Source organism: Brevundimonas bullata (genome assembly GCF_014207965.1).
Classification (GTDB): Bacteria; Pseudomonadota; Alphaproteobacteria; order Caulobacterales; family Caulobacteraceae; genus Brevundimonas; species Brevundimonas bullata_A.
In genome coordinates, this window is sequence record NZ_JACHLM010000005.1 from 147,418 (window position 1) to 169,931 (window position 22,514).

A 22,514-nucleotide genomic window follows, 5' to 3' on the forward strand; every position below is an offset into this window, starting at 1 on the left:
CGTCCTTCGGTGGACTAGGTAACCGGTGTCATATAATGATGCAATCGCTTAGACCATAATCGCCGACATCCATCCGGCATCGCTTCGTCTTGAGGACACCGTTATGAAAATCGCTCTCATCATCGAAAACAGCCAGGCCGCGAAGAGCGAAGTGGTGCACACCGCCCTGACCAGCGTTGCAGAACCTCTGGGCCATCAGGTCTTCCACTACGGCATGTACGCGCCCGAGGATAAGGCCTCGCTGACCTACGTGATGAACGGCCTTCTGGCCGGCATCCTGCTGAACTCGGGCGCTGCCGACTTCGTCGTCACGGGCTGCGGCACGGGCATGGGATCCATGCTGGCCGCCAACTCGATGCCGGGCGTCTTCTGCGGCCTGGTCATCGATCCGACCGACGCCTTCCTGTTCGGCCAGATCAACGACGGCAACGCCATCTCCATGCCCTACGCCAAGGGCTTCGGCTGGGCCGCCGAGTTGAACCTTCAGGACGTCTATCGCAAGCTGTTCGAGGGCGAGCGCGGTCTGGGTTATCCCAAGGAACGCGCCGAGATCATGGCCAAGAACCGCGGCATCCTGAAGGATCTGAAGGCTGTCACCTGCCACGACATGCTGACTGTCCTGAAGTCCATCGACCAGGACCTGCTCAAGGCCACCATCGCCGGTGAAAAGTTCCAGGAATACTTCTTCGCCAACGCCACCGACGAGGGCATTCGCGAGTACCTGAAGGGCGTCGTCAGCGCGTAAATCCGCGCTCTAGAACGGCTCTAGAAGAACAGGCGGTCGGCGCGCAGGCATCGACCGCCTTTTTTGCAGGTGGTTCGCTATCCCAGGGGTATGGCGGAGCGGCGGACCACCAGGGCAGGGCGCACCTCGGGCTGCTGTAACTTGGCGGGATCGACGCCGCGGGTCGGGGCCAGCAGCTTTTCTGCCGCCATTCGCCCCATGTCGCGGATCGGCAGGCGCACCGAGGTCAGGTTCGGCCAGACGCGGGCGGCCATCGGCAGGTCGTCAAAACCGACGATCGACAGGTCGCGCGGCAGTTCCATGCCCCGTTCGCGCGCCGCCTGCATGACGCCCAGGGCCATGTCGTCGTTCAGGGTGAAGATGGCGGTCGGCGGTTCGGGCAGGGACAGCAGGGCGTGGCCCGCTTCAACACCGGATTCGTAGGTATAGGCGCCCTGCAGGTCATAGGCGGCGGGGATGTCGATGCCACGTTCCGCCAGGGCGTCGATGAAGCCCTGACCACGCACCACAGACGAACGGAACGAGGCCAGACCGCGGACCAGGGCGATGCGACGGTGACCCAGGTCGGCCAGATGCTGGGCGGCCTCGGCGGCCCCGATCCAGTCGTTGGTCACGACCATATTCTGCGGCTCGTCCAGCGCCAGCGAGGCGATGCGGACATAGGGGCAGTCCAGTTCCTGCAGCAGTTCGATCACCGAATCATCCTCGGACACCGAGGGCGGCATGATGACGCCGAACAGGCGCTGGCGCTCGACGAAGCCGCGAATGTCCTTGAGCAGGGTGGGGGAGTTGCGGCTGCACGGATGGACGACCAGTTCGAACCCCGATCCCTTGAGCGCGTCCAGGATGCCCTGCTGCATATTGACGACATAGGTCGGGCTGGGCTGATCGTAGATCATCCCGACCAGGAAGGACCGGCGGAAGGCCAGGCCGCGCGCCTGCGGGTCGGGGACAAAACCCAGTTCGTCGATGGCGGCCTGAACGCGCTCACGCGTGTCCTCGCGCACGAAGGGCGACTGGTTGATGACCCGCGACACCGTCTTCTTGGAGACCTCAGCCACGCGGGCGACGTCGTTGATGGTGGCTCGCTTGCCCGGTTTGGCTGAGCGCGAATCGTCTTCCGACAACAGCGTTCCCCTTCGTGTTCTTGTTGACGCTAGGCATAGCCCCGCTCGACGTCGCGCGCCATGGGCAGTTTTCAAGGCGCATTGACACCGGTTTCCTAAGCCGCCCATTATCCGGTGTTTTCCAAATGGGGCGTCACTTGACCGACCAGATCATTCTTTCGGAGGGCCGCGCATGACGGCGGCTCCCGTGCAGACGCCGGACGCCGATCAGGCCGTCGCCGAGACCTTCGTCAGCGCGCGCTTGGCGGCGCGCGCCGTGGTCGATTATCCGGGCGAGAAGCCGGAGCAGATGGCGCGTTCCTATGCCATTCAAGACGCCGCCATCGCCCTCTACCCGGACCAGGTTGTGGGCTGGAAGGTCGGCGGCGTGCCCCCCGCGCAGCAGCCGGCCCTGGGCATCCATCGCCTGGCCGGCGCCATCTTCGCCGGCAATGTGTGGCTCGCCGGCGAGGCGCCGACGCCTCTGCCGGCCATCGAGGGCGGCTTCGCCGCCGTCGAGGCCGAGTTCATCGCCCGTATCGGCGCCGACACGGACCCCGCCAAGACCGACTGGACCGTTGCAGAGGCCGCCGATCAGATCGACGCGGTCTTTATCGGCGTGGAACTGGCGGGCAGTCCGCTGTCGGCCATCAATGATCTGGGCTCGGCGGTCGTCGCCTCGGACTTCGGCAACAATGGCGGTCTGGTGATCGGTCCGGAGCTGACCGACTGGCGTGACCGCATGGATGCGATCCAGGTCGAGACCGTCATCGACGGCGTCAGCGTCGGCAAGGGCGGCTCGCTGTCGCTGGCCGGGGGCGCTCTGGAATCCGTGCGCTTCCTGTTGGAGCACTGCGCCCGCTGGGGGCGCCCCCTGACCGCAGGGACGCTGGTTTCGACCGGCGCCGTGACCGGGGTTCACCGCATCTACGCCGGAAGTGAATCGACGTGCCTGTTCGAAGGCGTGGGAGAAGTGCGCTGCACGGTCGTGAAGGCCGCGCCGCATCCGACGTCAGACTAGTATTTAATCACAGCGCGAACCCGTCCGCCGTTCAGGGCGGTCAAGAAGACGGGGCGTGCGAGGAAACCAAAGGGAATGGGTCTCGTACCATGAGTGACGCTTCGAAAGCCGCACCCGCCGGGGAGGGGCCGATCCGCGTGATGGCGCCGCCGGCGGGCAAGTACCGCTGGATCGTGATGTGGCTGCTGTTCGCAGCCATGGTCATCAACTACGTCGATCGTCAGATGATCGGCTTCCTGAAGCCGACGCTGTCGAGCGAGTTCGGCTGGTCCGAGACGGACTATGCCGACATCGTCTTCTGGTTCCAGGCCTCCTACGCCGTCTTCTACCTGATCTTCGGACGGGTGATGGACAAGATCGGGGCGCGCTGGGGTCTGGGGATCGCTTTCCTGATCTGGCAGATCGGCCACATGATGCACGGCGCCGCGCGCGACCTGTCGCACTTCATCATGGCCCGGATGCTGCTGGGCGTCGGCGAGGCCGGCGGCTTCCCCGGCGGGATCAAGGCCGTGGCCGAGTGGTTCCCCAAGAAGGAACGCGCCTTCGCCACTGGCCTGTTCAACGCCGGCACCAACATCGGCGCCATCGTGACGCCTCTGGTCGTGCCCATCCTGGTGCTGAGCTTCGGCTGGCAGGCGGCCTTTGTCGTCACCGGCGTGCTGGGGCTGGTCTGGCTGCCGATCTGGCTGATCGTCTATCGCCGCCCGCGTGAAGTGAAGACCCTGACCCAGGGCGAGCTGGAATGGATCGAGCAGGATCCAGCCGACACCGTCGAGAAGATAGGCTGGAAGAAGCTGCTGACGGTCAAGGAGACCTGGGCCTATGCTGCGGGCAAGTTCCTGATCGACCCGATCTGGTGGATGTTCCTGTTCTGGCTGCCCGACTTCCTGGGCAAGAACTATGGTCTGGACCTGAAGACCTTTGGTCCGCCGATCGTGGCCATCTATCTGCTGTCGGACGTCGGTTCGGTCGGCGGCGGCTGGATGTCCGGGCGCTTCATGAAGAGCGGCATGAGCCTGAACAAGGCGCGCAAGCTGACCATGCTGATTTGCGCCCTGTGCGCGGTGCCGGTCGCCTTCGCCGCCTTTGCGTCCAACCTGTGGGTGGCGGTGCTTATCATCGGTCTGGCCACGGCGGCGCACCAGGGCTTCTCGGCCAACCTCTACGCCTTCCCCGGCGACGTCTTCCCGCGTTCGGCGGTGGGCTCGGTCGTCGGCATCGGCGGGATGCTGGGCGGCATCGGCGGCATGATCATGGCCAAGTACGCCGGCTTCGTCCTGGACAAGATCGGCACCTACACCCCGATCTTCGTGGTGGCGGCCTCGGCCTATCTGGTGGCCCTGCTGGTGGTCCACCTGATCTCGCCAAGATACGAACCGGCCAAGGTCTGATGATCTGAGGCCCAGGAGGGCGCTCGTCTGAGGGGGCGAGCGCCCTTCTTCAATTCTGGACAGGAGGCGGGCATGGATCTGCATCGACGCGGTTTGCTGATCATGGGGGCGGCGGCTCCGGCCCTGGCGGCGGCCCTGCCGACGATGACGACGGCCCAGAGCCTCGCGCCTGCGGACCCGACCGAGGTGATCCGCCTGTGGCCGGACCGAGCGCCGGGCGGGGAGGGGGTGACGGTCACCCCTATTGTTCCCGAACGTTCGACCGACCCCGCCTATCGCGACCGCTACGCCCAATACACCACTGACCCGATCATGACGGTGATGCGGCCCGAGAAGCCCAATGGCTCGGCCATGCTGCTGATTCCCGGCGGCGGCTACCGTTGGGCCGTTCTTGACAAGGAAGGCTTCGACGTCGCCCGCGTATTCGCCGCCAGCGGCACGACCTGTTTCGTCCTGCGCTATCGCCTCCCCGCCGACGGCTGGGCGGCGGGGGCGGATGCGCCCTTGCAGGATGCGCAGAGGGCGATCCGACTGATCCGCAGTCGGGCGGCGGAGTTCGGCGTGCGGCCGGATCGGATCGCCGTGCTCGGCGCCTCGGCGGGCGGGCATCTGGCGGGACTGGCCAGCGCGCGGACGGACGCCGCCTATGCGCCGATCGACGAGGCGGATGTTGTATCGCTGCGGCCCGATCTGAGCCTGCTGATGTATCCGGTGGCGACCATGGCGGACCCGCATGTTCACGCCGGATCGCGGACGCACCTGCTGGGCCAGACGCCGAGCGAGGCCCGCATCGCCGCCTATTCGCTGGAGCGGATGAACTGGAGCGGCGCGGCGCCCGTCTTCCTGCTGCACGCGATGGACGACGTCTCTGTCCCGGTTGAAAACAGCCTGATGCTGTTGACCACGCTGAAGGCGGCGTCGGTCAAGACCGAGGCCCACCTGTTTCAGGAAGGCGGCCACGGCTTCGGCATCCGCCTGATCCAGGGGCGGCCGGCCCAGGTCTGGCCCGAGCTGGCGCGCGCCTGGGCCGCGCGTCTAGACTTCGCTCTTTAAGTCCCGGGCTGGATGTAGGGGATGGCCGAGAAGAAGGCCCGCTCGTCGCCGCGGGGGTCATTGGCCATCCTGGGCTTGATGTCGAACAACAGGGTCTGGCGCGTCGGCAGTTCGTAGCGATCCCAGTGCGGCAGGCCCGCGTGGTTGGGATCGCCGTTGCGGGCCAGGGCGATGAAGGCGTCGCTCATCTGATCCGCCACGTCTTGCGCGCTCGGTCCCCTGGTGCGTGATCCGGCGGCGTTCACGTTGTCGAACACCAGAGGGATGTCGGCGGTGTGGAAGGCGCCCTTGCGGCCCGAGGCCGTCTCCCCGGGGAAGTCCAGTTGATAGACCCAGGCGGGCGCGCCGGCCTTGGCGCGCTCCTCGGCCTCGATCACCGCGCCGCGCCACGAGCGTCCGGCGGTGGTGGCGGCGATCAGAACCTGATCCGGCGACCAGTCGGGATGCATCCGGCGATAGGCGGCGATGACGGCTTCGGGCGTGACGTCGATACGCATGACGCCGGGCGACATCCGCGCGGCCAGCGTCTCCCAGGTCAGGCCGACATTCTTCGGATCATTGCCCATGAAGCCGAGGGTTTCTTCGCGCGTATTGCCGATGATCATGGGGATGCCGAGGCCCTGCGGCGCGGCGTCGGGATAGAAGGGGTGGCGCGGCAGGCTGCGGAAATCCAGCACCGGCCCGAAATAGAGCCCGCCGTAGCCGAGGATGGGGTCCTCCACGCCCTGGGCTTCCAGCAGACGCTCCACCGGCAGGGCCGCGGCTTCGTGGGCGCGATCCGGCGTCAGCCCCAGGGCCTTCAGCCATGTGGTTGCGCGGGTCGTGGCGTTGATGGGGCCGGACGCCGTGACCTGTTGACCGCTCATGGTCGCGGCGCGGTGGAACAGGCCCTGGGCGGCGGGCGTGGCCATCAGGGTGGCGATCTTGGCCCCGCCGCCCGACTGGCCGAAGACCATGACGCGGTTGGGATCGCCGCCGAAGGCCGCGATGTTGTCGCGCACCCAGCGCAGGGCCAGGATCAGGTCCAGTTGCCCGACATTGCTCGAGTCCTCGAACCCCGGCGTCAGCCGCGCCAGATAGGCGTAGCCAAGGGCGTTCAGGCGGTGGTTCAGCGTCACCACCACGACGTCGCCGCGCGTGGCCAGCCGCGTTCCGTCATAGAGGGGATCGGAGCCTGATCCGCTCGAATAGGCGCCGCCGTGGATATAGACCATGACCGGCCGACGACCTGAGTCCAAGCCCGGCGTCCAGACGTTGAGGAACAGGCAGTCCTCGCTCTGGTTCGGCTCATTTCCTCGCTGCGGACTGGCGGCGCCATAGTCGAAGGCTGGAGCCGGATCGCGCCAGGGCGTGGGCGCCTCGGGCGGCTGGAAACGCCGCGTCGGCGCGCCGTAGCGCACGCCCTTGAAGACGTTGAGCCCGTCCTGACGGCGGCCGATGACCGGCCCGGCGGTTGTGACGGCGCGGGGGGCTCGCGGCGCGGCATGGCTGGCGGTGGCGGTGGCGGTCGCTGTGGCGGCCAGGCCTGCGAGAACCGCCGCGCGTCGTGTCATCCCCATGGCCGCCCCTCCAAAGAAACCGGTGTCATAGCTGTAGCAGGCAATTCAGCGCGGGCTCCAGAGGCCTGTCGCGAGAGCACGTCGCCAAACCTGTCCAATCTGTAACTTGTCGAGGGGGGCGGGAAGCCGTCAGTGTGAAGTCTCTTTTACATCGCGGGGGCGCTTCATGCTGACGATCAACAATCTGGTCCATGTCTACGGCAACGGGACACGGGCCTTGGGCGACGTCAGCCTGACGATCCCCACCGGCATGTTCGGCCTGCTGGGCCCGAACGGCGCAGGCAAATCGACGCTGATGCGGACCATCGCCACGCTGCAAACCCCGACCTCGGGCGAGATCCGCTTCGGCGACATCGACGTGATCCGCCAGCCTGAGCTGCTGCGCCGCACGCTCGGCTATCTGCCCCAGGATTTCGGCGTCTATCCGCGCGTCTCGGCCTACGACATGCTGGACCACATGGCGGTGCTGAAGGGCATTGCCGATGGCAAGGAGCGCAAGCAGACGGTCGAGGCCCTGCTGAACCAGGTCAATCTTTGGAGCGTCCGCAAGAAGGCCCTGGCCGGCTTCTCGGGCGGGATGCGCCAGCGCTTCGGCATCGCCCAGGCCCTGATCGGCAATCCCCGCCTGATCATCGTCGATGAGCCGACCGCGGGTCTGGACCCGGAAGAGCGCAACCGTTTCTTGAACCTGCTGGCCGAGATCGGCGAGAACGTGGTGGTCATCCTGTCGACCCACATCGTCGAGGACGTGGCCGACCTGTGCCCGCGCATGGCGGTGCTGGCGGGGGGCAAGATTCAGCTGGAGGGCGCCCCGTTGGAGCTGATGAAGCAGATGTCGGGTCGCGTCTGGAAGAAGGCCATCGCCAAGGAGGCCCTGCCGGAACATCGCGCCCGCTTCGAGGTCATCTCGACGCGTCTGTTCGCCGGTCAGACCGTGATCCACGTCCTGGCCGACGCCCAGCCGGGCGAGGGCTTTGAGCCGGCTTCGGGCGGTCTGGAGGACGTCTATTTCTCGACCCTGGCCGCCTCGCGCCGCCCGGCCGTCGCTCAAGCCGCCTGAGGCCCGGATCATGTTCGGGAAAGTCGCGGCCTTCGAGTTCCGCTATCAGCTTCGCCAGCCCGCCTTCTGGGTCATCTCCATCCTCTTCTTCCTGCTGAGCTTCGGCCTGGTCGCCAGTCCGAACGTCAGCCTGGGCACGGGCGGCAACGTCTTCAAGAACGCCCCCTATGCGATCGCGCAGGCCCATCTGGCCTTCAATCTGTTCTTCATGCTGGCGACGACGGCCATTGTCGCCAACGTCGTGGTGCGTGACGCCACGACCGGCTTCGGCCCCATGATCCAGGCCAGCCGATTGTCCAAGTTCGACTACCTCTATGGTCGTTTCCTCGGCGCATTCGCCGTGGTGGCCCTGGCCTTCCTGTCGGTCGCCCTGGGCATCCTGATCGGCACGCTGATGCCGTGGGTGGACAAGGAGACGGTCGGGCCGTTCCGTCCGCTGGACTACCTCTATGGTTTCGTCGTCATGGGCCTGCCGGGCCTGCTGTTCAGCTCGGCGGTCTTCTTCACCCTGGCGACCGTGACGCGCTCGATGATGGCCACCTATGTCGGCGTCGTCGGGGTCTTCATCCTGTATATGACGACCACCTCGGTGTTCGGTTCAAAGCCGGAGCTGGAGACCCTGGTGGCCTGGCTCGAACCCTTCGGGGCCGGCGCCTATGGCCTGGCGACCAAGTACTGGACGGCGGCTGAGCGGAACACGATCAACGCCCCCCTGACCGGCCTGCTGCTCGGCAACAAGCTGTTGTGGCTGGGCGTCAGCCTGGCCTTCCTCGCCGCCGCCTGGCCCCTGTACAATCCGTCGCCGCGGGGATCGAAGCTGCGCAAGCAGGAGAAGCTGAAGGCTCTGGCCGAGGCCTCGCCCGATACGGCGGCGCCCATCGCGCCCCTGGCTCAGCCCTCCTACGGCTTCAAGGCCGGGTGGACGCAGCTGATCTCGCGCACCGCCTTCGAGATGAAGACGGTGTTCAAGAGCCCGGCCTACTTCGTCATGCTGGCCCTGGGCTTCGCCTTCGGCATCGCCGTCCTGCTGTTCGCGGGCGAGCTGTATGGCGCGCCGGTCCTGCCGGTGACGCGGGTGGTGATCGAGACCCTGGGCGGCTCGTTCGGCCTGATCGTCATGATCATCTCGATCTACTATTCCGGCGAACTGGTCTGGCGCGACCGCGAGCGGCGCACGCATGAGATCATCGATTCCACCGCGACGCCCGACTGGACCTTCCTGCTGCCCAAGACGCTGGCGTTGATCCTGGTGCTGGTGTCGACCCTGCTGGCCGCCTCGGTGGCGGGCATGATCGTGCAGACGATCAAGGGCTACACCAACTACGAGATCGGCAAATACCTGTTCTGGTATGTCGTGCCCCAGTCCATCGGCTTTGCGTTGACGGCGGTGCTGGCCATTGTCGTCCAGTCGCTGTCGCCCAACAAGTTCGTCGGCTGGGCCGTCATGGTGGTCTATCTGATCTCGACCATCGTCCTGTCCAACATGGGCTTCGACCACGTGCTCTATCGCTACGGCGCGGGGACGGGGATGCCGCTGTCGGACATGAACGGCCTGGGCAAGTTCGCCGGCTATGCGGCGTGGATGCAGGCCTACTGGTCGGCCTTCGCCATCGTCCTGCTGGTCATCGCCTATGGCCTTTGGCGTCGCGGGGCGGAGACGCGCTTCATGCCGCGCCTGAAGCGTCTGCCGCGTCGCCTGATGGGGTCTGCGGGCGTCATCGGCGGCGTCGCCCTGACCGCCTTCGTGGCCCTGGGCGTCTACGCCTTCATCAACACCAACGTCTGGAACGAGTACCGCACCCAGAATCAGCAAGAGAAGCTGATGGCGGACTATGAAAAGACCCTGCTGAAGTACGAGAAGACGCCTCAACCCTCGATCACCGACGTCAAGCTGGACCTGGACCTCTATCCGCACCAGCCGCGCCTGACGACCAAGGGCGGCTATGTCATCGAGAACCGCACGGACGCGCCTCTGAACGAGGTTCACCTGCGCTGGAACTACGGTCTGAAGATCGCCAGCCTGGATGTGCAGGGCGCCACCCTGGCCAAGGAATGGCCCGAGTTCGAGTATCGCATCTATCGCTTCGCCACGCCCATGCAGCCGGGCGAGAAACGCACCATCGCCTTTGAAACCGTGCTGGAGCAGCGCGGCTTCAAGAACAGCGGCGACACCACGCGGATCGTTGACAACGGCACCTTCGTCAACAACGGCGAGTTCGGCCTGACCATCGGCATGGGGCGTGACGGTCTGCTGTCGGATCGTTCAAAGCGTCGCAAGCACGGCCTGCCGGCCGAGCTGCGGATGGCCAAGCTGGAGGACGAAAGCGCGCGGGCTCACAACTACATCGGGGCCGACTGGGTCAACGCCGACATCACTGTGACCACGGTGGCCGATCAGACCCCGATCGCGCCGGGCTACAAGGTGTCGGACGTGACCAAGGACGGCCGCCGCACGGCCCGCTTCGTCACCGAGGCGCCGGTGCTCAACTTCTTCTCGGTCCAGTCCGCCGACTATCAGGTGGCCAAGGAGCAGCACGGCCCCATCGAACTGGCCGTCTATTACCACAAGGGTCACGAGCAGAACGTGGCGCGGATGCTGGCCGGGATGAAGGCGTCGCTGGACTACTACGGTACCGCCTTCAGTCCTTATCAGTTCCGTCAGGCCCGGATCATCGAGTTCCCGGCCTACCAGAGCTTCGCCCAGGCCTTCGCCAACACCATGCCCTACTCGGAAGGGATCGGCTTCATCGCCGACCTGACGGACGAGGAGAAGATCGACTACGTCACCTACGTCACCGCCCACGAGGTCGGCCACCAGTGGTGGGCCCACCAGGTGGTGGGTTCGGACCAGCAGGGCTCGACCCTGTTGTCGGAATCCCTGGCGCAATACTCGGCGCTGATGGTGATGGAGAAGCTGTACGGACCCGACAAGATCCGTCGTTTCCTCAAATTCGAGCTGGACCGCTACCTGCGTTCACGCGGGATGGAGCGGCTGGAGGAGATGCCCCTGCTGCGCATCGAGAACCAGCAGTACATCCACTATCAGAAGGGCGGCCTGGTCATGTATCTGCTGCGCGATCAGATCGGCGAGGAGGCGGTGAACCGCGCCCTGCGTCGGGTGCTGGCGCAGTATGCCTTCAAGTCCGCGCCCTATCCGCGCTCGCTGGATCTGGTCAACGCCATCCGCGCCGAGGCGCCGGCGGACAAGCAGGCCCTGATCACCGACCTGTTCGAGAAGATCACCCTGTATGATGTGGCGGCCAAGTCGGTCACGGCGACCAAGCGGGCCGACGGCAAGTGGGACGTCGCCCTGACGGTCGAGGCCCGCAAGCTGTACGCCGACGGCAAGGGCGAGGAGACCGAGGCCCCGCTGAACGAGAGCTTCGACGTCGGCCTGTTCTCGGCCGAACCGGGCAAGGGGGCGTTCGACCAGAAGTCGGTCATGCTGATGGAGCGCCGTCCCCTGCGTAGCGGAACCCAGGTCTTCCGCTTCGTCACGGACAAGAAGCCGACGTTTGCAGGCATCGATCCCTACAACCGCTGGATCGACCGCAACTCGGACGACAACGTCAAGCCGGTCGGCTGACGTCAGGGCCTTCTCCTCCCGCTGCTAGGCGGGAGGAGGGGCCTACGGCGAGTTAATCTCGCCGCCTCATTTTAGACTCGATCCGCTACGCATGTAGCGCTACAAATGTAGCGTCAACCGTTGCGGAGAGTCCCAGTGATCGAGTCCCTGCCCAGACGCGAACGCGAGGTGTTCGAGACCCTGTGTCGCCTGGAAACCGGCACCACGGCCGGGGTGCGCAATGCCCTGACCGATACGCTCAGCGATTCCGCCATCCGCACCCTGCTGGCCCGTCTGGAGAGCAAGGGACTGGTCGAGCGTGAGGCGGGGACGGACGGCTTCGTCTACCGCCCCGTGCCGCGCACCGAGACGGTTGCAGCGGGCGCGCTGCAGCGGATGATCGACACCTTCTTCGCCGGGTCCGCCGCCAGCGCCGCCACGGCCCTGCTGGGCATGGGCCAGCGTCTGACGCCCGATGAGGCCGCCGCCCTGGAGCGCGCTATCGACGAAGCGGTGGAGCGCCAGCCATGAGCCTGGCCCTGTTTCTGTCCCTGCTGGTCAAGTCCAGCCTGATCGCGGCGGCGGGTCTGATCGTCGCGCGCTTTGTCGCGCGGCGGGCCGCCGACCGCGTAGACATCCTGCGCGCGACCGTCTGCCTCTTGCTGGCCCTGCCGGTTCTTGCGGCTGTCCTGCCCGCCGTCGAGCTGGCGCTGCTGCCCGCCTCATCCGTCGAAACCGTCAGCGCGCCGATGACGCCGCTCTGGTCGGGCGAGGTCGGTCCCGTCTCGGGCGTCGCCGTCTCGGCCAGCCTGCCTTGGCCGTCGCTGAAGACCGTGGCTGTTGGTCTGTGGCTGCTGGGCGCGGCGGTGCTCATCGGTCGGCTGCTGCTGGGCCTGAACACCCTGAGCCGTTGGACCGAGCAGGGCCGGGCGGTCCAGTGCCCCGCCTGGCGTTCGCCGCTGGAGCCCCTGGCCCCCGCCGCGCGTCCGCGTCTGGTCAGCAGCGAGCGGGTGTCCAGCCCGCTGAGCTGGGGCGTGGCGCCGGGCGTCATCGTCCTGGACCCCGCCAGCCTGGCCGCGTCGAACACCGCCTCCGCCGTTCTGGCGCACGAACTGGCCCACCTGCGGCGCAAGGACTGGGTCTTCCTGATCCTGTCGCGGCTGGCGCTGGCGCTGTTCTGGTTCAACCCCTTGGTCTGGCGCCTGTCGGTCGTCCTGTCCGAGGCGTCTGAGGAAGCCGCCGACGCCGAGGCCGTTCGCACCGTCGATCGCCGCGACTACGCCCGCGTCCTGGTCCGGCTGGCCGCCCATCCGACCCGTTCCACCTCTTGGCCCGCGACCGCCATGGCCGCCGACACTCACACGCTCGAAAGAAGGATCGCCTGCATCATGACGAACACCTCTGCTCGCCGTCGCCCGCTGGCGGTCGCCCTGACCGTCGCCGCCCTGGCCGTCGTGGCCACGCCGCTGGCCGCGCTGGAACTGCGGGAGCAGGCGTCCGCCTATGCGCCGCCGCCGCCGCCGCCGCCGCCGCCGGCTCCAGCGGCTCCGCCCGCGCCCCCGGCTCCGCCTGCGCCGCCGGCACGGCCCGCCTTCCGGGCGCCCCCCGCGCCCCCTGCGCCTCCGGCCCCGCCCGCCCCGCCGGCTTCGCGCCGTGGCGTCAGCTATTATTACTACGAGGCCGCCACGCCCGAGCAGCGCGCCGAGGCTGATGCCGCCCGCGAGAGCGCGAGGGAAGTCAGAGCCCAGGCCGCCGAAGCGCGTCGTCATGCGGCGGTCGCTCGCGAACAGGCCGCGCGTCACGTCATCGACGCAGCCCAGGTTCGCGCCCAGGCCGGCGTCGCTCGCCAGCAGGCCGTTCTGGCTCGACAACAAGGCGAGGAAGCCCGCGCCCAGGCCGTCCTCGCGCGTCAGCAGGCGGCGGAGGCGCGCGCCCATGCGGCAGTTGCCCGCCAGCAGGGCGAACGCGCCCGGGAAATGGCCGCGCGCAGCCACGCCGAAGCCCGCGTGCAGATGGGCAAGGGCGCCGAGCAGATGCACCGGGGCGCGGACGAAATGCGCCGGGAAGCTGTCCGCCTGCGCGACCCCGCCTATCGGCTGGAGGTGATCGCCCGCAACCGTGAGGAAGGGCACACGACCACTGACGCGGAACTGATCGCGCTGAGCCCCCGGCTGATGGAACGCGCCGAAGATCTGGATCGCCGTGCGGTCGAACTGGCCGAGCGAGCCAAGGGCAAGGCCTGATCCGCCTTAGCTGGGATAGGGCGACAGGCGTTCGGCGGCGTCGCGGCACAGGCTCTTGATCCAGCGCCGCGCCGCTTTCAGCCGCGCGGCGCCGTGGACCTCGCGGTGGGTGCTGAGCCAGAAGCGGCGCTCGATCAGCACCTGATCCGGCAGAACCCGCGTCAGTCCCTCGGCCAGGAAGCAGGGCAGGACCCCGATGCCGCCGCCCGCCGCGATCATGTCCCGCTGCGCCCGGATCGAGGAGGAGGCCAGGCGCGGGCGCAGGTTGGGCCGTATCTCGTCCAGATAATGCAGTTCCGGCGCATAGATAAGGTCATCGACATAGCCGACGATGTCGAAGCGGGGCAGGTCGTCCACACGCTCCGGCGCGCCATGTCGTTCCAGATGCTCGGACGAAGCATAGAGCGCCAGCTGATAGGGCGTCAGCGGCTCGACGATCAGGCGCGGGCTGGCGGCGGGGCTGAGGGTGATGGCCATGTCCACCTCGCGGCGGCTGGGCGACAGGAAGCCGGAACTGGCGGCCAGTTCGATATTCAGCCCCGGATGCGCCGCCAGCAGGCCGGGCAGGGCGGCGGCCAGGACGGCTCCACCGAAGCCTTCCGAGGCGCTGATCCGCACCGTGCCGGCGATCAGGTCGGGCCGCGTCACCCGTTCGGCGGCCTCCATGGCGCTCTCGGCGTCCAGCGCCGTCTCCAGCAGTTGCGCGCCCGCCGCCGTCAGCAGCAGACCCGACGCCGAGCGCACCACCAGGGTTGATTTCAGCGCCGTCTCCAATCGCGCCACGCGCCGCCCGACCGTGGCCGCGTCGATGCCCAGCCGCTGCGCCGCCGTCGCCAGCGAGCCCGCCCGCGCGGCGGCGATGAAGATGCGAACGTCGTCCCAGTCGAACATTGCAGGAATGCACAGCATAGGATGCAAGATTGCAATGGGTAGTCTCGCGTCGGTCTGCTAGGCCATGCTGGAACGAACAACGACATCACAGGGAAACGCCTCCATGCGCGACATTCGCCACTTCATCGACGGTGCGGCCTTCGACGGCGCATCGGGCCGTTTCGGCGACGTGTTCAACCCCAACACCGGCGAGGTTCAGGCCCGCGTCCAGCTGGCGACCGTCAGCGAGATGGACCGCGCGGTTCAGGCCGCCCAGGCCGCCTTTGAGGGCTGGTCCAGCACCAACCCCCAGCGCCGCGCCCGCGTCATGTTCGAGTTCAAGCGCCTGGTCGAGGCCAATATGAACGAGCTGGCGGAGCTGCTGTCCTCGGAACACGGCAAGGTCATCGCCGACTCCAAGGGCGACATTCAGCGCGGCCTGGAAGTCATCGAGTTCGCCTGCGGCATCCCCCACGCGCTGAAGGGCGAATACACGCAAGGCGCCGGCCCCGGCATCGACGTCTATTCCATGCGTCAGCCGCTGGGCGTGGTGGCGGGCATCACCCCGTTCAACTTCCCCGGCATGATCCCGATGTGGATGTTCGGCATGGCGATCGCCGCCGGCAACACCTTCATCCTGAAGCCGTCGGAGCGTGATCCGTCGCTGCCGGTGCGCCTGGGCGAACTGATGATGGAGGCGGGCGCGCCCAAGGGCGTGCTGAACGTCGTGCACGGCGACAAGGTGGCGGTCGACGCCATCCTGACCCACCCCGACATCCACGCCGTCAGCTTCGTCGGTTCGTCCGACATCGCCCATTATGTTTACCAGATGGGCGCCCAGCACGGGAAACGCGTCCAGGCCATGGGCGGCGCCAAGAACCACGGCATCGTCCTGCCCGACGCCGACATGGATCAGGTGATCAAGGACCTGACCGGCGCGGCCTATGGCTCGGCCGGCGAGCGCTGCATGGCCCTGCCGGTCGTGGTGCCGGTCGGTCAGCGCACCGCCGACGAACTGCGCGAGCGCCTGGTCTCGGAAATCCCCAACCTGCGCGTCGGCGTCTCGACCGACGCCGAGGCCCACTACGGCCCGGTCGTCACCCAGACCCACAAGGACAAGGTCCTGGGCTGGATCAACAAGGGCGTCGAGGAAGGCGCCGAACTGGTCGTCGACGGCCGTGAGTTCAGCCTGCAGGGTCACGAGAAGGGCTTCTTCATCGGCCCGTCGCTGTTCGACCACGTTAAGCCGGAGATGGAATCCTACAAGGAAGAGATCTTCGGCCCCGTGCTGCAGATCATGCGCGCCGCCAGCTTCGAGGAGGCGTTGAGCTTGCCCAGCAAGCACCAGTACGGCAACGGCGTCGCCATCTTCACCCAGAACGGCCGCGCGGCCCGCGACTTCGCCGCCCGCGTCAACGTCGGCATGGTCGGCATCAACGTGCCGATCCCGGTGCCGGTGGCCTATCACTCGTTCGGCGGCTGGAAGCGCTCGGCCTTTGGCGACATCAACCAGCACGGCATGGAAGGTCTGCGTTTCTGGACCAAGACCAAAACCGTTACGGCCCGCTGGCCTGATAGCGAACTGGAGCACGCCGACAGCTCCTTCGTCATTCCGACGATGGCCTGATGAGACCGGAACCCGACCTCAGGCTCTGAGGTCGGGTTTTTCTTGGTTTATCGCCGGATAGCCTCGAAGCCGCCGGTGAAGACGGCCTCCATGGCGTCGCAGATGGCGCCCATTTCCGAGGACTTGCACAGGCCTCCGGACAGGACGTCGATACGGCCGGTCTGGGCCAGCGACAGGGTCAGCGACCCTGACAGCAGGTGATAGAACCAATAAATCTGACGCGGCGGCGTGTCGGGCGCGATGCGTCTCAGCACGCCGATGAAGCGGTCGATCACCGGGTCGAAATGCTTGTGCATGGTGTCGCCGCCCCAGACCGGGGTGTTGTTCACCTGAGCCACCAGGGCGGCGTAGTTCAGCCAGGCCGGGTCGCCGTTGTCGAACAGGACGAACAGCGGGCGCAGGAAGGCGTCGATGGCCCCGCGCACGGTCATGGCGTCGCCGTGCTCGGCTTCATACTGGTCCAGACTGTCGAGGCGCAGTCGGTTCACCACCTCGGCGCGGCGGCCGAAGACGGTCGAGAACAGCCGGTTCTTGTCGTCGAAATAATAGTGCAGCAGGGCCGTATCGACGCCCGCCTCCTTGGCCACGGCCTTCAGGGTGACGCCGTGCAGGCCGTCGCGCGCGAACAGGGCCTCGGCCACATCGAGGATACGGGTCGTCGTCTCCTCGCGGCGCTGGGCCTTGGGCTTGGGCGGGGCTTTCGCTTTCGGCGTCGCCCTGGGGCGCGGCTTGGTCTCGGCAGCGGTCATCGCGCGACTTTAGCCGAGAACAGGGTTCGCAGGCGATCCCGCGCCCGCAGCAGCAGGATCAGCAGCCCGCCTTTGCGCCCATGGTGGTCCAGGGCGGCTTTCCACCAGCCGCGCTTCACCTCTCCGCCGGGCGTGTCGTTGAACACCATCCAGGCGTCGTCGGCGGGGACATAGGCGGGCCAGTCGGCGCCCGGCGCGCCCGTCCTGGCGAAGTCGATCCAGCGGGCGTGCATGGCGGCGCTGATCGCGCGGTCGGCCTCGGTCGGGGGCGGTGCGCCGTCGGGGCGGTGGTCCAGGGCCTCGAAGACGTGGAAGATCTCGGCGGCATGGGCGGCGCGCGACATGGTCTCGCGCCGGGCTTCCTCCACATAGTCAAAGGCATAGAGCCAGGCCTTCGAGCGACGCGGGCGCGAGGCGACCCAGCGCGCGGGGGCGGCGAAGGCGAAGTCGCGGAAGCCGAGGCGGATCAGTTGCTCCGCGTCGCCGTTCGCCTCGGGATAGAGGGCGGCCAGTTTGGCGTTCGGCTTGATCAACTGACCAAAGCGTTTCAGCCCGCCGCCGTAGTTGAGCAGGGAATCCTCGCCGCTGTTGACCCCGATCATCAGCGGCACGTCGGCGAAGTCCCCGCGCGCGAAGGCGCTGATCGGATCGCGGTCCAGCAGCCGGCCGTCGATGACCGGGCCAAAGGCGCCTTCGATCGCCGTCAGGTGCTCCGGCGCGAGGGTGCGCAGGGCGGCGGCGTCGGGATTGCTCAGGCCCAGGGCGGTCGCCGCCGCCGCGCCGCGCTCGTGCGCGGTCTTCAGCGGCGTTGCGGGCAGCCAGCCGCCGCCGGACTGAACGACAGCCTTGTGGAACAGGCCGCGCGCCCGCCTGGCCGTCATCAGGGCCAGGATGTCGAGGCCGCCGGCGGACTCTCCGAACAGGGTGACATTGGCCGGGTCCCCGCCGAAGGCGCCGATGTGGTCGCGCACCCATTCCAGGGCCGCGATCTGATCCAGCAGGGCGTGGTTGCCTAGCGGCTCATCGGGCGCGGCTTCGGCCGTCAGCGCCGGGTGGGCGAAGAAGCCGAGTTGGCCCAGGCGATAGTTGACGCTGACCAGCACCACCCCGTCGCGGGCGAAGGCGGCGCCGTCATAGAAGGGCAGGGAGCCCGCCCCCATCCGGTTCGACCCGCCGTGCAGCCAGACCATGACCGGCGCCGGTCCGGTCGTCTCGGCGGGCGCCCAGACATTCAGCGTCAGGCAGTCTTCGCCGGTTGGTTCCGGCGCGCCGCCGATGGACACGATGTCGGCCACGTCCGCGGGACCGGCCTGAGGGGCCGATGGTCCGAAATCCGCCGCCTCGCGCACGCCGTCCCAGGCCGGAACCGGCTGCGGCGCTCGCCAGCGCTGCTCGCCCACTGGGGCAGCGGCATAGGGCACGCCGCGAAACACGTTCGCCGAGCCTTCGCGACGACCGCGCAGGTCGCCAGACGGGGTGCGCGCGACGGGCGAGGTCGCGGCCAGATTGATCTGATCCATAATTCCGTCCCTTGAGGCGCGATCTTCGCCGCGCTCGTTCATTTGAGAATGAACAACGCTCGCCCGGCTGTCGAGCCGCTTCGTGAAACATCATTCATGCAAGAATGAATGATGTTGACAGCGGGGCCGTTCGCGGACCACCGTCGGCCCAACACAGATCAGCGGCGACCAAACGACCGCGCGTGGAGAGGAAACGAGAATGCGAACGACAGGACAGTTGCGTCTGGCGCTGATGACCAGCGTCTTCATCACGGCCTCGCTGTGCGCGGCGCCGAGCTTCGCCCAACAGGCGTCGGACACCGAACAGGCCTCCAGCGTCGACGACATCGTCGTCACCGCCCGCCGCCGCGAGGAAAGCCTGAAGGACGTCCCGGTCGCCGTCTCCGCCGTCAGCGCGGAGCGCCTGGAACAGACCGGCGCCGCCGACATCACCACCCTGCAGCAACAGACCCCGAACGCCACGGTCCAGATCGCGCGCGGCACCAACTCGACCCTGACCAGCTTCATCCGCGGCGTCGGCCAGCAGGACCCGCTGTGGGGCTTCGAGCCCGGCGTCGGCCTCTATGTCGACGACGTCTATGTGGCCCGTCCGCAGGGCGCGGTGCTGGACATCTTCGACATCGAGCGTCTGGAGGTCCTGCGCGGCCCGCAGGGCACCCTCTATGGCCGCAACACCATCGGCGGCGCGATCAAGTACGTCACCAAGCGTCTGGGCCAGGACCCGGAACTGACGCTCAAGGGCGCCTACGGCAGCTATAACCAGGTCGATCTGATCGCCTCGGGCTCGACGCCCCTGACGGACACCCTGCGCATCGGCGGCGCTGTGGCCCGCTACACCCGCGACGGCTACGGCACCAACCTGACCACGGGCGCCGAGCACTACAACAAGGATGTCACGGCGGGGCGTCTGAGCGTCGAATGGACCCCGACCGACGACCTCTTCTTCCGCCTGGCGGGCGACATCACCGAGGACGAGTCCAACGCCCGTCACGGCTATCGCCTCAAGGCGCCGACGACGGACGGCATCTACGACACCCGCGCCGGCATCGGCGACGACGGCTATGTCCGCACGCGCGGCCTGTCCTTCACCGGCGAGTGGAACGTCAACGACGCCCTGACCTTCAAGTCGGTCACGGCCTGGCGCGACGGCGACACCAAGGGCGACGGGATCGACTTCGACGGTCTGCCGCAACCGATCCTCGACATTCCCGGCTACTACGCCGACAGCCAGTTCACCCAGGAATTCCAGCTGCTGTTCGAAGGCGAGCGCTGGCAGGGCGTGGCGGGCCTCTTCTATATGGACGCCTCGGCCGAGGGGGCGTTCGACACCGTCATCGGCCTCTATCCCAGCATGGGGCCGGGGCTGCCGGCGGGCCTGACGACCTTCACCGGGGGCAAGGTCGACACCGAGAGCTTCGCCGTCTTCGCCGACTTCAGCTACGACCTGACGGACCAGCTGTCGCTGTCGGTCGGCGGCCGCTGGACCCAGGACAAGAAGAGCGTCGATCAGCTGCGCCAGAACTATCTGGGCATCAAGAGCCCGTTCTTCGGCAACAGCGTGCCCATCCCGGCGGGCCGTCCCTCGACCGACTACACCAACTCGGACACCTATTCGGAGTTCACGCCCCGGATCAGCGCCAGCTACAAGTTCACGCCGGAACTGACGGGCTACGCCTCCTACGGGCGCGGCTTCAAGTCGGGCGGCTTCGACATGCGCGGCGACGCCAGCCTCTATCCCGAGACGATCAACGGCTATCAGCCGGAACTGGTCGACACCTACGAGGTCGGCCTGAAGGGCTCGCTGCTGGACCGGCGGATCAACTTCGCCACGGCCCTGTTCAAGTCGGAGTACACCGACCAGCAGATCACCTCGCAGTTCTTCATCCCGCCCGCTTCGGTCGTCAGCTTCGTCGACAACGCCGGATCCAGCGAGATCTGGGGCTGGGAGCTGGAAGCCAGCGCGCGGATCACTGACAGCTTCATCCCGCGCCTGACGCTCGGCTACCTGGACGCCAAGTTCAACGAGTTCGTCACCTTCAACCCGGTGACCGGCAAGCGGGAGAACATGGCCGACCAGCGCCAGTTCCAGAACACGCCCGACTGGACCGCCAATATCGCGCTGCCCTACAGCGTCGATTTGGGCGATCGCGGCTCGGTCATCTTTACCCCGATGGCCTCCTATCGCGGCGCGACTCAGATGTTCGAGACGGCCATTCCGCTGCTCGATCAGGGATCGTACTGGCTGTACGACGCCACCCTGATGTGGACCGCGCCGGACGCGCGCTATCGCGTCAGTCTGGCCGGGCGGAACCTGGGCGACGAGCGTTATCGCGCGGGCGGCTACAACTTCCCGGGCGCCATCACCGGCGATTCCGTCATCGGCTTCTACGGCGCGCCGCGCACGGTGACGCTGAGCGTGACCGCCAACTTCTAGGGTTTCCAGCCCCGGAAAAACTGAAGCCCCGCCGGTCCGCCCGGCGGGGCTTTCTTTTGAGCCTCAGCTCAGGGTGTAAGGGATCACGCCGCGCTCGTTTTCCGGCACGCGCAGGGTCCGGTCGATGGGCGGGAAGGCGCGCTGGGCGCAGTCGGTGCGCTCGCAGATGCGGCAGCTGACGCCCATTCGCGTCGGCGGACCGTTCAGGTCGAGGCCGGCCGCATAGACCAGCTGATCCGCGTGCTCGATTTCGCAGCCGAGGCCGAGCGCATAGCGGCGATCCGGTTCGAGGTAGGAACCGCCCGGCTTGGACACGCTCTTGGCGATGCAGATGTAGCGCGAGCCGTCGGGCATCTCGGACAGGTTGACCAGGATACGGTCCGGCGCGCCGAAGGCCTCGTGCACGTTCCACAGGGGGCAGGCGCCGCCGAAGCGGGCGAACTGGAAGCGCGTGGCGCTGTGCCGCTTGGTGATGTTCCCGGCCATGTCCACCCGCGCAAAGTAGAAGGGCACGCCACGCCAGCCGGGGCGCTGAAGCGTGCTGAGCCGGTGGCAGACCTGCTCGAAGCTGACGTGGAAGCGGTTGCGCAGCCGGTCCACGTCGTGACGCAGCTCGCGCGCCGCCTCCAGGAAGCGACGATAGGGCAGCAGCAGGGCCCCTGCCGCATAGTTGGCTAGACCCACACGGCAGACGTCGCGCGCGGCGGGAATGTCGAAGGCGGCGCGGTCCAGTTCGTGCTCGATCAGATCGTGAAACCGCAACAGCACCAACTGGTGCGCCATCAGGAAGGACCGCGTCGCGCCGGGCAGGCTGGCGTCGACGTAGAGGATGCGCGCCGCCGGATCGAAGCGCCGCATGGCCCCGCGCCCTTCGCCGGTGGCCAGGCGCACCCCGCACAGGTCGTTCAGCGCCGCCTCCAGATCGCGCTCGGGATGACCGCCCGCGCCCAGCCCCAGCTGCTCGGCCAGGGCCTCCGCCGCTTGATCCAGAACGTCGATGTAGTTGTCGCGATAGTGGAAGAAGTCGCGCACGGCTTCGTAGGGCAGGGCAGGGGCGGCTTGCGCCCGCTCGTCGCGACCCAGGGTCTCGTTCAGCGTCTTCAACCGCTCGTCCAGCCGGCGATAATCCTGATGCAGGGCCAGGAACTGACGCGCCAGTCGCGGCGTCGTCGTCACCGCCTGCTTCAGCTCGACGGCGGACGGCGCCTCGGCGTGACCGGCCACGTCGGTGACGGCCTCGCGCAGGTCGGCGATCAGGCGGGCGTCGCCGTCCAGATCAAACAGGCTGGCGTCCACGTCGAAGGCCCGCGTCAGGGCGATCAGAACCCGCGCTGTCGCCGGGCGTTGATTGGTCTCGATCTGCGACAGATAGCTGGGCGACAGGGCCAGCCGTCCGGCGCAGGCTTCCAGCGTCCAGCCGCGCGCCTCGCGCAGCTTGCGCACCTTGGCCCCGAGGTAGAGTTTTTCCGCCATCGCAACTTTGCAAAACAACCCGTCGACCTTGGCAGGCTTACGCACTTACGCCCCTTTTGCAAAGTTGCGATTGCCTTTTTGCAACGAAGCGTCTCAGT

At 67.3% G+C, this 22,514-nt stretch carries 16 protein-coding genes; 10 read left to right on the forward strand and 6 right to left on the reverse strand.

Features of this window, described 5'->3' with window-relative positions:
• The first annotated feature begins 103 nt into the window (after window positions 1-103).
• Window positions 104-745, forward strand: coding sequence for an RpiB/LacA/LacB family sugar-phosphate isomerase (locus tag HNP51_RS14255; RefSeq protein WP_184272015.1), 642 nt, complete (start codon window positions 104-106; stop codon window positions 743-745).
• 77 nt (window positions 746-822) lie between these two features.
• Here the strand turns inward: HNP51_RS14255 and HNP51_RS14260 are convergent, their stop codons facing one another.
• Window positions 823-1,872, reverse strand: coding sequence for a LacI family DNA-binding transcriptional regulator (locus HNP51_RS14260; protein ID WP_260398518.1), 1,050 nt, complete (start codon window positions 1,870-1,872; stop codon window positions 823-825).
• 172 nt (window positions 1,873-2,044) lie between these two features.
• Between HNP51_RS14260 and HNP51_RS14265 the strand changes: the two genes are divergently transcribed.
• The 3 genes from HNP51_RS14265 to HNP51_RS14275 all read left to right on the forward strand — a co-directional run bounded on the left by HNP51_RS14265 (window position 2,045) and on the right by HNP51_RS14275 (window position 5,316).
• Window positions 2,045-2,872 (forward strand): 2-keto-4-pentenoate hydratase, encoded by an 828-nt coding sequence (locus HNP51_RS14265; RefSeq protein WP_184272008.1) that lies wholly within the window; start codon window positions 2,045-2,047, stop codon window positions 2,870-2,872.
• A gap of 140 nt (window positions 2,873-3,012) precedes the next feature.
• A complete protein-coding gene (locus HNP51_RS14270; protein WP_260398531.1) occupies window positions 3,013-4,263 on the forward strand; it encodes an MFS transporter in 1,251 nt (416 codons plus the stop codon).
• A gap of 72 nt (window positions 4,264-4,335) precedes the next feature.
• Window positions 4,336-5,316 carry an alpha/beta hydrolase gene (locus tag HNP51_RS14275; protein ID WP_184272002.1) on the forward strand — a complete coding sequence of 327 codons (981 nt, stop codon included), beginning with the start codon at window positions 4,336-4,338 and terminating at the stop codon, window positions 5,314-5,316.
• Here HNP51_RS14275 and HNP51_RS14280 read toward each other — a convergent pair.
• Window positions 5,313-6,869, reverse strand: a complete 1,557-nt coding sequence (locus tag HNP51_RS14280) for a carboxylesterase/lipase family protein (RefSeq protein WP_184272372.1) — start codon at window positions 6,867-6,869, stop codon at window positions 5,313-5,315. The two genes, HNP51_RS14275 and HNP51_RS14280, sit on opposite strands and share 4 nt — an antisense overlap.
• A gap of 172 nt (window positions 6,870-7,041) precedes the next feature.
• Here HNP51_RS14280 and HNP51_RS14285 point away from each other — a divergent pair, with 172 nt between their 5' ends.
• The 4 genes from HNP51_RS14285 to HNP51_RS14300 all read left to right on the forward strand — a co-directional run bounded on the left by HNP51_RS14285 (window position 7,042) and on the right by HNP51_RS14300 (window position 13,743).
• On the forward strand, window positions 7,042-7,935 hold the full coding sequence (locus HNP51_RS14285) for an ABC transporter ATP-binding protein (protein WP_184271998.1): 894 nt from the start codon (window positions 7,042-7,044) through the stop codon (window positions 7,933-7,935).
• A gap of 10 nt (window positions 7,936-7,945) precedes the next feature.
• Window positions 7,946-11,521: a M1 family aminopeptidase gene (locus HNP51_RS14290; RefSeq protein WP_184271995.1), complete on the forward strand. Its 3,576-nt coding sequence runs from the start codon at window positions 7,946-7,948 to the stop codon at window positions 11,519-11,521.
• A gap of 135 nt (window positions 11,522-11,656) precedes the next feature.
• The gene (locus tag HNP51_RS14295; protein WP_184271993.1) at window positions 11,657-12,031 is read left to right on the forward strand and encodes a BlaI/MecI/CopY family transcriptional regulator; all 375 of its coding nucleotides are present in this window, start codon (window positions 11,657-11,659) and stop codon (window positions 12,029-12,031) included.
• Window positions 12,028-13,743 carry a M56 family metallopeptidase gene (locus HNP51_RS14300; RefSeq protein WP_184271990.1) on the forward strand — a complete coding sequence of 572 codons (1,716 nt, stop codon included), beginning with the start codon at window positions 12,028-12,030 and terminating at the stop codon, window positions 13,741-13,743. Before HNP51_RS14295 ends, HNP51_RS14300 begins: the two co-directional genes overlap by 4 nt.
• Before the next feature lie 6 nt (window positions 13,744-13,749).
• Here HNP51_RS14300 and HNP51_RS14305 read toward each other — a convergent pair whose 3' ends face one another.
• Window positions 13,750-14,634 carry a LysR family transcriptional regulator gene (locus tag HNP51_RS14305; protein ID WP_184271987.1) on the reverse strand — a complete coding sequence of 295 codons (885 nt, stop codon included), beginning with the start codon at window positions 14,632-14,634 and terminating at the stop codon, window positions 13,750-13,752.
• 103 nt (window positions 14,635-14,737) lie between these two features.
• Here HNP51_RS14305 and HNP51_RS14310 point away from each other — a divergent pair, with 103 nt between their 5' ends.
• Window positions 14,738-16,240, forward strand: a complete 1,503-nt coding sequence (locus HNP51_RS14310) for a CoA-acylating methylmalonate-semialdehyde dehydrogenase (protein WP_184271983.1) — start codon at window positions 14,738-14,740, stop codon at window positions 16,238-16,240.
• A 47-nt stretch (window positions 16,241-16,287) separates the two neighbouring features.
• Here the strand turns inward: HNP51_RS14310 and HNP51_RS14315 are convergent, their stop codons facing one another.
• Together HNP51_RS14315 and HNP51_RS14320 are read right to left on the reverse strand one after the other, a co-directional pair.
• On the reverse strand, window positions 16,288-16,989 hold the full coding sequence (locus tag HNP51_RS14315; RefSeq protein ID WP_184271980.1) for a TetR/AcrR family transcriptional regulator: 702 nt from the start codon (window positions 16,987-16,989) through the stop codon (window positions 16,288-16,290).
• A complete protein-coding gene (locus HNP51_RS14320; RefSeq protein WP_184271977.1) occupies window positions 16,986-18,509 on the reverse strand; it encodes a carboxylesterase/lipase family protein in 1,524 nt (507 codons plus the stop codon). The genes HNP51_RS14315 and HNP51_RS14320 overlap by 4 nt, the downstream gene beginning before the upstream one ends.
• 199 nt (window positions 18,510-18,708) lie before the next feature.
• Here HNP51_RS14320 and HNP51_RS14325 point away from each other — a divergent pair, with 199 nt between their 5' ends.
• Complete coding sequence (locus HNP51_RS14325; protein ID WP_221415932.1) at window positions 18,709-20,943, forward strand: TonB-dependent receptor; 2,235 nt, start codon at window positions 18,709-18,711, stop codon at window positions 20,941-20,943.
• A 63-nt stretch (window positions 20,944-21,006) separates the two neighbouring features.
• Here the strand turns inward: HNP51_RS14325 and HNP51_RS14330 are convergent, their stop codons facing one another.
• The gene (locus HNP51_RS14330) at window positions 21,007-22,461 is read right to left on the reverse strand and encodes a short-chain fatty acyl-CoA regulator family protein (RefSeq protein WP_311770666.1); all 1,455 of its coding nucleotides are present in this window, start codon (window positions 22,459-22,461) and stop codon (window positions 21,007-21,009) included.
• Window positions 22,462-22,514: the final 53 nt, after the last annotated feature.